Raw genomic sequence first — 10914 nt, 5'->3', positions numbered from 1 at the left:
CGACGGCAGTGAGCGGCTTGTGATCAACGCGCAGAACTGCGTGCACTGCAAGACCTGCGATATCAAGGACCCGACGCAGAATATCGTCTGGGTCACGCCTGAAGGTGGTGGCGGTCCTAACTATCCGAATATGTGATTCGGTGTTTGCTTGCCGTGCGCGGAGCTTGTTTGTCTGTCCGCGCACGGCACGCAGTCAATCGATCCAGGCAGGCAGAAGGCAAAGAAACATTATCTGCAGGCGCATTGCCAACGCCACGCGCAAAGCAAAAAAGCTCAAACGCCCCGCATCATTTCAATCCGCTCTCGCACTTTAGCCAGCACCGGCGCCCACGCGCCAATCTCAGGCTGTCGAAAGAGCTCAATAGAATCGTACCAGGCCGTGGTGCTCGATTCGTCGCCCCAAAACCATGCCGACACATGATCGATCATCAAGCACGTCGGCACGCCGAGCGCCCCCGCCAGATGCGCGGGCCCGCTATCAATCGTGACGACCAGATCCAGATTCGCCAGCAACGCGGCGACATCGTCGAATCCGGACTGAAAATGGTGGGTCAGGTCGACAACATCGAATCCATTGGCACGCCACTGCGCGACCGTCTCGCTGTGCCCAGGCGACAACGCAAACCAGGTCACGCCCGGCGCGCTCAATAGCGGCTCGAGTTGCTCGACGGGCACCGAACGCCACCTATCGCGGATATGGTCAGGATTGCCGTTCCACACTAAACCGACATTGCGATTGCCCGGCTTGGCGGCCGTGTGCGCATGAACCCGCTCGCGCCATGCCTGCACACGCGCGGGCTCAGCGCTTAGATATGGCGCACCCCACCCCGTTGCATCGAAGATGCCAAGCCGCAGCGGCAAGCTCATCAATCCGCAATGGAAATCCGGCCGCGTTTCAAGGCTCGTTTCGAGCGCCAAGTCGCCAGGCAGCATCCGTTCGAATAGATGCCGCAACGGCCCGTCGTGACCAAAAATCACGCGGCCGCCCTCGCGTCGCGCCCGCTCCGCCAGCAGCGGCAGAAAGCGCACTGCCCAAAGGCAGTCGCCGTTGCCCTGCTCGCCGTACACGATCAGCGTCTTGCCTTCCGGCGATTCGCCCTGCCAATGCGCGCTGATCGCAGCGAGCGCATGCTGCGCGTTATTCAGATCGTCGGCGAATGCGACGCGTGATTCGTAATGCACCCAGCCTTCGGCGAAACGTCCTGTGCGGATCTCGAGTTCCGACAGATCGAACAGCGCATGCGCGTTATTCGGCGACAACGCCAGCACCTGCCTGAGCAATGCTTCCGCTTCAGCAAACCGCGCCTGCTCCTTGATGCACAACGCGAGCTTGTGAAGCGCCACTGGATTGCCCGGCACAATGCGCACCGCTTCGCGCAGCAATCGCTCAGCCGTGTCGAAGTCGTTGCCATGTTGCACGGCGGCGGCGCGCCAGATCAGCGCGTTAGCGTCTTCGGCGTTTTGCTCGAGCAACAGCGCCGTGGCGGAGTCAACCAGCGACCAGTCGCGGACGATGAAGCCCGTTTGCGCGATCGTGTGAAGCAACGTGGGTTCGCAGGCGGGATCGAGCTGGTAAGCACGCACCAGCGCCGCGAGCGCCTCGCGCCGAAGGGCGTTGTCGCGGCCGGCGCGTTCCAGCAGCGCTTGTCCCAGCGCGAGGCAGTCGGCCGCGCCGGCATGCGGCGCGGCGGCGCGCGCACGCAGCTCCGCGAGTGGGCTATCCGCCGGCTCGAGGTTCGTATCGGTCATGGAGACGATGCTGCACGCGCAGTTCGAGGACGCTCAGGACGCTCAGAGAGCGCCCTTTACGGCGCGCTCGCCGCGATCTTCGGCGTGCTGACGGCGACATCGCCGCATTGCGCGCGGTGGCGCAGCGCGTGGTCGATCAGCACCAGCGCGAGCATGGATTCGGCGATCGGCGTGGCACGGATGCCGACGCACGGATCATGGCGCCCGAACGTTTCGACGATGGCAGGCTGCCCCGCCTTGTCGATCGAGCGGCGCGGCGTGCGGATGCTCGAAGTCGGCTTGATCGCGATGGACACCGTGATGTCCTGTCCGGTCGAAATACCGCCGAGCACGCCACCCGCGTGGTTGCCGACGAAGCCTTCCGGCGTCAATTCGTCGCCATGCACCGAGCCGCGTTGCGCGACGCTGGCGAATCCGGCGCCGATCTCGACGCCCTTCACCGCGTTGATGCCCATCATGGCGTGCGCGATGTCCGCATCGAGGCGATCGAACAGCGGCTCGCCGAGTCCGACCGGCACACCGGAAGCCACGACGTTGATGCGTGCGCCGATCGAGTCACCGTCTTTGCGCAACGCGTCCATGTAACTTTCGAGTTCCGGCACGATCTCCGCATTCGGCACGAAGAACGGGTTCTCACGCACATGCGCCCAGTCAACGAACGGCACGTCGATCTCGCCGAGCGCCGCCATGTAGCCGCGGATCTCGGTACCGAACTTTTCGCGCAGCCATTTCTTCGCTACCGCGCCGGCCGCCACGGTCGGCGCAGTCAGACGAGCCGACGAACGGCCGCCGCCGCGATAGTCGCGAATGCCGTATTTCTGCCAGTAGGTGTAGTCGGCGTGACCGGGACGGAAGGTGTCCGCGATATTGCCGTAATCCTTGCTGCGCTGGTCGGTATTGCGAATCAGCAGCGCGATCGGCGCGCCGGTGGTCTGGCCTTCGAACACGCCCGACAGGATCTCGACCTTGTCTTCTTCCTGGCGCTGCGTGACGTGGCGCGACGTGCCCGGCTTGCGGCGGTCGAGTTCGAGCTGGATGTCGGCTTCGCCAAGCGCCATGCCCGGCGGGCAGCCGTCGATCACGCAGCCGATAGCGGGGCCGTGCGATTCGCCGAAGGTCGTGACAGTGAAAAGCGTACCGAGCGTGTTGCCGGACATGGGCGTCGTCCAAAGAAATGCGGGGAAGGCACCATTATGCCAGCCCTCACGGGGCGAGAGCCGCACTGCGCGAGTCCTATGCCTTCCGGACAAGTCGCCGGCCCGGGCGGGGTCGCAGGTCGGAGCGCCGGAATACCTGCCACAACAGCACACAACACAGGACACAACGCGGGACACAACCGCGAATTCCGCGACGCCGCGGCTTGCGCTACCGGCCCGATCGGCAGGCCGTTATCGGGCGGCGCTACTTCCGCGCCCCACGCAACTCGGTGACGATCTGCTGCAGTACCTCCGGCGTCGCCTCTGCCGGATCGATCGGCTCGCCCACCGCCAGCGTCAGCCGGCTCATCACACCCTTCTGGATCGGTCGCGGCCAGTGCGCGTCGTTGGCGCGCGAAAATACGCTGCCCCACAGTCCACGCAACGCCATCGGTATCACGGGCGCCGGCGTGCGGCGGATGATCTCGGTCACGCCGTGGCGGAACGGATTCATCTCGCCGGTCTTTGTCAGCTTGCCTTCCGGGAAGATGCAGACCAGTTCGCCCTCGGCGAGCGCCTCGGCGCAGCGCTCATAGGCGCGCGCCAGCAACGCCGGATCCTGATGAGCGGGTGCGATCGGAATCGCCTTCGCATGGCGGAACACCCAGCCGGCGAACGGCGACTTGAAGATCTGATAGTCCATCACGAAGCGGATCGGGCGCGGACTCTCGGCCATGATGACGATCGCATCGACGAAGCTCACGTGGTTGCACACCAGCACGGCCGCGCCCTCTTCCGGGATCCGTTCGGCATGCACCAGACGAATCCGGTAGAACGTGTGCACCAGCACCCAGGCGATAAAACGCAGCAAAAACTCGGGCACGAGCGAATAGATGTACGTCGCAACGACAATGTTCAGCAGCGCGGTGACGAGGAAAATCGCTGGAATGCTGAAGCCGGCTGCGGTCAACCCCATCGCCATCAACGCCGAGACGATCATGAACAGCGAGTTCAGAATATTGTTCGCGGCGATGATGCGCGCGCGGTGGCTCGGCTGGCTGCGGCTCTGGATCAGCGCATAGAGCGGCACGCTATAGAAGCCGCCGAACATGGCCAGCAGAAACAGATCGGCCAGCACGCGCCAATGGGCAGCCGGCACGAGGAATTCGCCGACGCTCAGCAGATGCCCGGCGGCCGGCAACGCATGACTCGCGAAGAACAGGTCGATCGCGAACACGCTCATGCCGATCGAACCGAGCGGCACGAGGCCGATTTCGATGCGCCGCTTCGAGAGCCTTTCGCACAGCAGCGAGCCGATGCCGATGCCGATCGAGAACGTACCGAGCAGCACGGTCACGACGTCCGGATCGGCGGACAGCACGTTTTTCGCGAAACTGAAAAACGAAGACAGAAAGGTCGCGCCGACGAACCATAGCCAGGAAATCCCCAGCAGGCTCAGAAACACCGTCCGGTTTTCGCGCGCGAGCTTCAGGTTGCGCCACGTCTCGCTGACCGGATTCCAGTTGATACGCAGATCGGGCTGCGGCGCCGCCGTGACAGGCACGAAGTTCGACACCAGCCGCCCCACCAGCGCAATCCCGACACATGCACAGGCCAGCACCACCGCGCCATGCTCGACGAAACCCGCGCCCACGCCACCGACAATCGTGCCGATCAGGATCGCGACGAAGGTGCCCATCTCGACCATGCCGTTACCGCCGACCAGCTCCGACTTCGACAGATGCTGCGGCAGGTACGAATACTTGACCGGTCCGAACACGGTCGAATGGACGCCCATCAGAAACGTGCACGCATACAGCAGCGGCGCGCTATGCAGCCAGAAACCCGCGCCGCCGATCAACATCACGACAATTTCGAAGCTCTTGACGAAGCGCGTGAGCATCGCCTTGTCGTACTTGTCCGCGATCTGCCCGGAGGTGGCCGACAGCAGCACGAACGGCAGAATGAAAATCGCCGAGATCAGGAACGCCGCCGTTTTCGGATCGACACCGGAAAAGCGCGCCGCCTGATACGTCACAAGCGACGTGAAGCCAATCTTGAAGACGTTGTCGTTCATCGCGCCGAGGAACTGGGTCCAGAAAAACGGCGCGAAGCGGCGCTGCCTGAGCAGGCGGAACTGCGACTCGTGCGACTCGTGAGGGCGGGCGGCACGGCGGGCAGCAGGTAACGGACGATCGCTCATGAATTTCCGGAACGGGCAGAAAACGGGCTAAAAGAACAACAAAGGAGGAACGGGCCGGACACAAAAAAAGCGCACGCTTTCGCGCGCGCCTTGACAGCATCTTCACCCTCACGGCAACGGCGCGAGCGCCGCGGTGAGCCGCCGCGCGTTAGTTAGCGCGGCGCCGGTTGCTGTTCCGGCTGTTCTTCCGGCCAGTCGCGGATGTAGGCCTTGAGCATGCGGTTTTCGAAGCCTTGCTCTTCGACGACCGCCTTCGCGACGTCGTAGAACGAGATCACGCCCATCAGCGTGCGGCTTTCCAGCACCGGCAAATAGCGCACGTGATGCTCGAGCATCATGCGACGAACCTCGTTGACGTCCGTCTCGGGTGTGCAGGTGAGCGGATGGTCGTCCATCAACTTGCGGATCGTGTTGGTGCCAAGGCTACCGCCGTGCTTGCTCAGCGTCAGAATCACTTCGCGAAACGTCAGCATGCCGACGAGGTCGCCGTATTCCATCACGACCAGCGAGCCGATATCGTGCTCGGCCATGGTATTGACTGCGTCGTGCAGCGTGGTATCTGGCGTAACCGTGAAAAGGGTGTTGCCTTTGACTTTAAGAATGTCGCTGACTCGCATGATCTGTCTCCGTGATACCCGCTAAGCTAATAATGCCTGATTGACTTTCGATCCTAGCGGAAAGGTCCGCAAAAGGAAAGCGGCCCGCCCACCAAGGCGCAGCGGGCGTTTGCACGGTCAGCCCGGCACCGTCCTGACCCCGCGCATCGGGAAAACCGCGCTTGAAGCGATTCATGCCGGTGATAGCATGGCCGCCACTTTCACCTTTCGCGAGGCCGTCCGTGGCCTCGCCGCCCACGATGTCCGCCAACCGTTTCGATACGCTTGCGCTGCATGCCGGCGCAGCGCCCGACCCGACCACCGGCGCACGCGCCACCCCTATTTACCAGACCACCTCGTTTTCGTTCCGCGACTCGGACCACGCCGCGGCGCTCTTCAATATGGAACGTGCCGGCCACGTCTATTCGCGCATCTCGAATCCGACCGTGGCCGTGTTCGAGGAGCGCGTTGCCGCGCTGGAAAACGGCGCGGGCGCGATCGGCACAGCCAGCGGCCAGGCGGCCCTCCATCTGGCGATCGCCACGTTGATGGGCGCCGGCTCCCATATCGTCGCGTCCAGCGCGCTGTACGGGGGCTCGCATAACCTGCTGCACTACACGCTGCGGCGCTTCGGCATCGAGACAAGCTTCGTCAAACCCGGCGATCTCGATGCGTGGCGCGCCGCTCTGCGTCCGAACACACGCCTGCTGTTCGGCGAGACGCTCGGCAACCCCGGCCTCGACGTGCTCGATATCGCCGCGGTGGCGCAGCTCGCGCACGAACACCGCGTGCCGTTGCTGGTCGATTCGACCTTCACCACGCCCTACCTGCTCAAGCCGTTCGAGCATGGCGCCGACTTCGTCTATCACTCGGCAACCAAATTCCTCGGCGGCCACGGCACCACGATCGGCGGTGTACTCGTCGACGGCGGCACATTCGACTTCGACGCCTCCGGCCGCTTCCCCGAATTTACCGAACCGTACGAGGGCTTTCACGGCATGGTGTTCGCCGAAGAAAGCACCGTCGCGCCGTTCCTCCTGCGCGCGCGTCGCGAGGGTTTGCGCGACTTTGGCGCATGCCTGCATCCCCAAGCCGCCTGGCAACTGCTGCAAGGCATCGAGACGCTGCCGCTGCGCATGGAACGGCACGTCGCGAATACGCGCAAGGTGGTCGAATTCCTGTGCGCGCACCCTGCCGTCGAAGCGGTCGCCTACCCGGAACTGCCGTCGCATCCGGATCACGCGCTCGCGAAGCGTCTGCTGCCGCGCGGCACGGGCGCGGTGTTCAGCTTCAATCTGCGCGGTGATCGCGCCGCGGGACGCAGCTTCATTGAAGCGCTCTCGCTGTTTTCGCATCTCGCGAACGTCGGCGACGCGCGCTCGCTGGTCATCCACCCTGCATCGACGACGCACTTCCGGATGGACGCCGCCGCGCTCGCCGCAGCCGGTATCACCGAAGGTACGATCCGCCTGTCGATCGGCCTTGAAGACCCCGACGATCTGATCGACGACCTCAAGCGCGCGCTCAAAGCCGCGCAGAAAGCGAGCGCGACGACGGCACCGGGAAGTGGACCATCCGGTCCGTCCAGCGTGGCAAAAAACAGCGATTCCGGCTCATCCGCTGCTTCGGCAAACGACATCCCATCCGCCCCGCCTGCCAATACCGTCAAACCCCGCCCGGAGTCCGCATGATCCTCACCGTTCAAGGCAACCCCGCTTACGCGTACACCGGCGGCAAACCATTCGACTCCAGCCTGCCGACTGCCGTGTTCATCCACGGCGCCGAACATGACCATAGCGTGTGGGCATTGCAAACGCGTTACTTCGCGCATCACGGCTTCGGCGTGCTGGCGGTCGACCTGCCCGGACACTGCCGCAGCGCAGGCCCGGCGCTCACCACCGTGACAGCCATGGCCGACTGGCTGGCCGCCCTGCTCGACGCCGCCGGCGTAGAGCGCGCATTCGTGGCCGGCCACAGCATGGGCTCGCTGATCGCACTCGACTTCGCCGGCCGCTATCCGGCGCGCGTGACGCAGCTGGCGCTACTCGCCACCGCCGTGCCGATGGCCGTCTCCGACACCTTGCTCGACGCCGCCCTGCATCGCGAGCCCGATGCAATCGGCATGGTCAATCAATGGTCGCATTCGACGCTTGCCGCCAAGCCGTCGTGCCCCGGCCCGGGCTTCTGGCTGCACGGCATGAATCAGCGGCTGATGGAGCGGGTCTCGGCGAGCGGCGAGCCGCACCTGTTTCACACCGACTTCACCGCCTGCAATAGCTACGCGGATGGCCTCACACGCGCCACGCAGGTGCGTTGCCCGGCGCGCTTGATCATCGGGCGGCGCGATGCAATGACGCCGCCGCGCGCGGCCAAAGCGATCGCCGACGCACTCTCTCAAGCCGGCGTACCGGTCGACACCATCATGCTCGAAGCCGGGCATGCCCTGATGACCGAGCAGCCGGATGCCACGCTCGACGCGCTGTTCAGCTTCGCCTCGAAGGCCGCCCGTGCCGTTCCACAGGGCGTTCAATAGCCGCTGCGAATCGTCACGATACCCACGCAGGCAGAGGCTCGCCATCGGCCGAATGGCCAGGTTGCGCGCCTCGCCCGATAGCCGCACAATGGGCCAAGCCTGTCCTGTTTCGAGCGCGCGCGATGCATGTGGACGCGCGGCGAAGCAACCTGGGAGCGACGGGCACGGAATCGAGTAGCGTCGACATTCGGAGGCCGTGATGGCTCATACCGCGCACACCGATCACTTCGCGAGTTTCGCGGAGTTCTACCCGTACTACCTGAGCGAGCATCGCAACACGGTATCGCGGCGACTGCATTTCGTGGGTTCGCTCGGCGTGATCGGCTGCCTCGCCATGGCGCTCGCCACCGGCGACTGGCTATGGTTGCCGGCTGCCGTGATCTGCGGCTATGGCTTCGCCTGGGTCGGGCATTTCTTCTTCGAGAAGAACCGGCCGGCTACCTTCCGGCATCCGCTTTATAGCCTGATGGGCGACTGGGTGATGTTCAAGGACATCTGCGTCGGGAAGATTTCGCTGTAGTTCAGCTTTAGCTTTGCCGCCGCTTCAGGCGGCCTGCTCAGGCGGCCTGCTCAGGCGGCCTGCTCGGGCAGCCTGCTCACGCAGCCTGATGCGGCATTGAAGAAGTGCCCTGCTCGCTTTCCTGGGCGCGCGCTGCCCGCGCGGCGGCACGCGCCGCCAGCAGCGCGGCGAGCGTCACTTTCAGCTTGTCGTTTTCCAGCGCTGCCAGAAGCATCGGGCCATCCACGCGCGTAGAGTTCAGTTCAAGCTGATATTCAAGTTCAGCGCGGTCGATCACGAACAGATCGAACAGACGCTCGACTGTGATCTGCGCTGGATTAGCCAGCAGCAGGAAGTGCGGACGCGTGTCGTCGTCCTGCAAGCGCGCGATCCACTCGATCTCCTCAAGCTTTTGCAGCAGGTGGACCGTGGTGTCCATATCGCGGCGAAGCATACGCGAGAGTTCCGGGACTGTGCAGCCGCGCTTGCCCGCATCGCGTGCTTCCGAGAGCCGCGCGATGAGTTCAAGCGAATCGAACAGATTGCTCCCGTCGAAGGTCGGCCGGTGAAACTGGCCAATGCGGATCGCCGGCAGCGCTGACGCGATCATTGCGCCGGCCAGCGCAATGAACCAGCATAGATACATCCACAGCAGGAATAGCGGCACGGCGGCAAATGCACCGTACACCGCGGTATAGGTGGGAATCCGGCGCACGTAATAGCCAAAGCCACGCTTGGCGAGTTCGAACGCGATCGCGGCAGCGACACCGCCGATCACCGCGTCGCGCCATTCCACCCGGCAGTTCGGCAGAAACACGTAAAGCATCGTGAAGGCGAGCGCCGTCAATGGCAGCACGGCGCCAGTCAGCGCCCAGTCGATCACCGGCGTAATATGCTGGGCGGCCGTGAACGCCATGGACCGCGTGAACAGATAGGACGACATCGACAGGCTCACGCCGATCAGAATCGGACCGAGCGTGATGATCGCCCAATAGACCAGAATGCGCTGCGCGATCGGCCGCGCCTTGCGCACCCGCCAGATCACGTTGAAAGCGGATTCGACGGTCATCATCGTCATGACGGCGGTGACGAACAGAAAAATCATGCCGATCGTGGTGAGGCCCTTGGCCTTCGACGCGAACTGATTCAGATAATTGAAAATCTGACTGTTGAGCGCCGCAGGCATCAGGTGGTCGGACAGGAAAATCTGCAGCGACATCTGAAACGAGCCGAAAATCGGAAACGCGGTGAAGAGCGCAAACGCGACAGTGGCAAGCGGCACGAGCGCGAGCATGGTGGTGAACGTCAGACTGCCGGCCACCTGGGGAATACGGTCTTCGCTACTACGCTGCGCGGCAAACTGCGCGAGCCGTTTGAGCGTGTCGAGATCGAAACGCACCCTGGACAACAAACCCACCTCCTTGCCTCTTCAATCGGTGTTTCAGGACAGTGCGCGAGGCCTGGCCGAATGGCTATGGATGGCCTGTGCAGCGGACCCAACCCCTATAATACCCGTTCACCGATGAGGCCTATGAAAGACATTCTCGTGCTCTATTACAGCCGTCACGGCGCCACGCGCGAGCTTGCGCTGGCGATCGCGCACGGCGTCGACAGCGTTCCCGGCATGCAGGCGCGCGTGCGCACCGTGCCGGCCGTTTCCACCGTCTGCGAAGCGACCCAGCCGGATATTCCCGCTGAAGGACCGCCCTACGCCGAACTGCGCGACCTCGAAGAATGCGCGGGTCTTGCGCTCGGCTCGCCCACCCGCTTCGGCAACATGGCCGCGTCGCTGAAATATTTTCTCGACGGTACTACCCCGCAATGGCTTTCGGGCGCGCTGTCCGGCAAGCCGGCTTGTGTGTTTACGTCCACCGGCAGTTTGCATGGCGGCCAGGAGTCCACGCTGCTATCCATGATGCTGCCGCTACTGCATCACGGCATGCTGATCGTTGGCATTCCGTACACCGAGAGCGCGCTCTCCACCACGCAAACCGGCGGCACACCCTATGGCGCGTCGCATTTCGCACGCGCGGGCACGGCCGAACAGGGTATCTCCGCCGACGAAAAGACGCTTGCGATTGCCCTCGGTGCACGCGTTGCCCGCACGGCGGCGTCCATGAGCGAGCGCCCGTGAACGAACCGGATGCGCCAAAAGCCGCGAACGACTCGAATGCCACGCTGTCGGTGAGCGGTCGCAA

At 63.9% G+C, this 10914-nt stretch carries 10 protein-coding genes; 5 read left to right on the top strand and 5 right to left on the bottom strand.

Going from position 1 to position 10914, the window contains the following annotated elements; translation table 11 throughout:
* A partial coding sequence (locus tag PQQ96_RS34345) for a 4Fe-4S dicluster domain-containing protein (RefSeq protein ID WP_155635548.1) occupies positions 1–136 on the top strand: 136 nt, incomplete at its 5' end.
* 137 nt (positions 137–273) lie between these two features.
* On the opposite strand, the gene PQQ96_RS34340 is transcribed toward PQQ96_RS34345, so the two are convergent.
* From PQQ96_RS34340 to PQQ96_RS34325, 4 genes are all read right to left on the bottom strand, one after another.
* A complete protein-coding gene (locus PQQ96_RS34340; protein WP_408300759.1) occupies positions 274–1749 on the bottom strand; it encodes a tetratricopeptide repeat protein in 1476 nt (491 codons plus the stop codon).
* Positions 1750–1805: 56 nt separating this feature from the next.
* The gene (gene aroC / locus PQQ96_RS34335; protein ID WP_120302257.1) at positions 1806–2906 is read right to left on the bottom strand and encodes a chorismate synthase; all 1101 of its coding nucleotides are present in this window, start codon (positions 2904–2906) and stop codon (positions 1806–1808) included.
* Positions 2907–3150: 244 nt separating this feature from the next.
* Positions 3151–5088 (bottom strand): MFS transporter, encoded by a 1938-nt coding sequence (locus PQQ96_RS34330; RefSeq protein WP_408300757.1) that lies wholly within the window; start codon positions 5086–5088, stop codon positions 3151–3153.
* A gap of 152 nt (positions 5089–5240) precedes the next feature.
* On the bottom strand, positions 5241–5705 hold the full coding sequence (locus tag PQQ96_RS34325) for a CBS domain-containing protein (RefSeq protein ID WP_408300756.1): 465 nt from the start codon (positions 5703–5705) through the stop codon (positions 5241–5243).
* A 239-nt stretch (positions 5706–5944) separates the two neighbouring features.
* Here PQQ96_RS34325 and PQQ96_RS34320 point away from each other — a divergent pair, with 239 nt between their 5' ends.
* From PQQ96_RS34320 to PQQ96_RS34310, 3 genes are all read left to right on the top strand, one after another.
* Positions 5945–7375: an O-acetylhomoserine aminocarboxypropyltransferase gene (locus PQQ96_RS34320; RefSeq protein WP_408300765.1), complete on the top strand. Its 1431-nt coding sequence runs from the start codon at positions 5945–5947 to the stop codon at positions 7373–7375.
* Entirely contained in the window at positions 7372–8217 is an 846-nt protein-coding gene (locus PQQ96_RS34315; protein WP_408300754.1) for an alpha/beta fold hydrolase, read from the top strand. The genes PQQ96_RS34320 and PQQ96_RS34315 overlap by 4 nt, the downstream gene beginning before the upstream one ends.
* Before the next feature lie 199 nt (positions 8218–8416).
* On the top strand, positions 8417–8737 hold the full coding sequence (locus PQQ96_RS34310) for an Mpo1-like protein (protein WP_074282753.1): 321 nt from the start codon (positions 8417–8419) through the stop codon (positions 8735–8737).
* A gap of 76 nt (positions 8738–8813) precedes the next feature.
* On the opposite strand, the gene PQQ96_RS34305 is transcribed toward PQQ96_RS34310, so the two are convergent.
* Positions 8814–10127 (bottom strand): YihY family inner membrane protein, encoded by a 1314-nt coding sequence (locus PQQ96_RS34305; RefSeq protein ID WP_408300752.1) that lies wholly within the window; start codon positions 10125–10127, stop codon positions 8814–8816.
* A gap of 120 nt (positions 10128–10247) precedes the next feature.
* Here PQQ96_RS34305 and wrbA point away from each other — a divergent pair, with 120 nt between their 5' ends.
* A complete protein-coding gene (wrbA, locus tag PQQ96_RS34300; protein WP_408300750.1) occupies positions 10248–10850 on the top strand; it encodes an NAD(P)H:quinone oxidoreductase in 603 nt (200 codons plus the stop codon).
* The last annotated feature ends 64 nt before the right edge of the window (positions 10851–10914 follow it).

This window comes from Paraburkholderia sediminicola (assembly GCF_046027825.1).
Lineage (GTDB): Bacteria > Pseudomonadota > Gammaproteobacteria > Burkholderiales > Burkholderiaceae > Paraburkholderia > Paraburkholderia sediminicola_D.
This window is presented reverse-complemented; position numbering and strand designations above follow the sequence as displayed.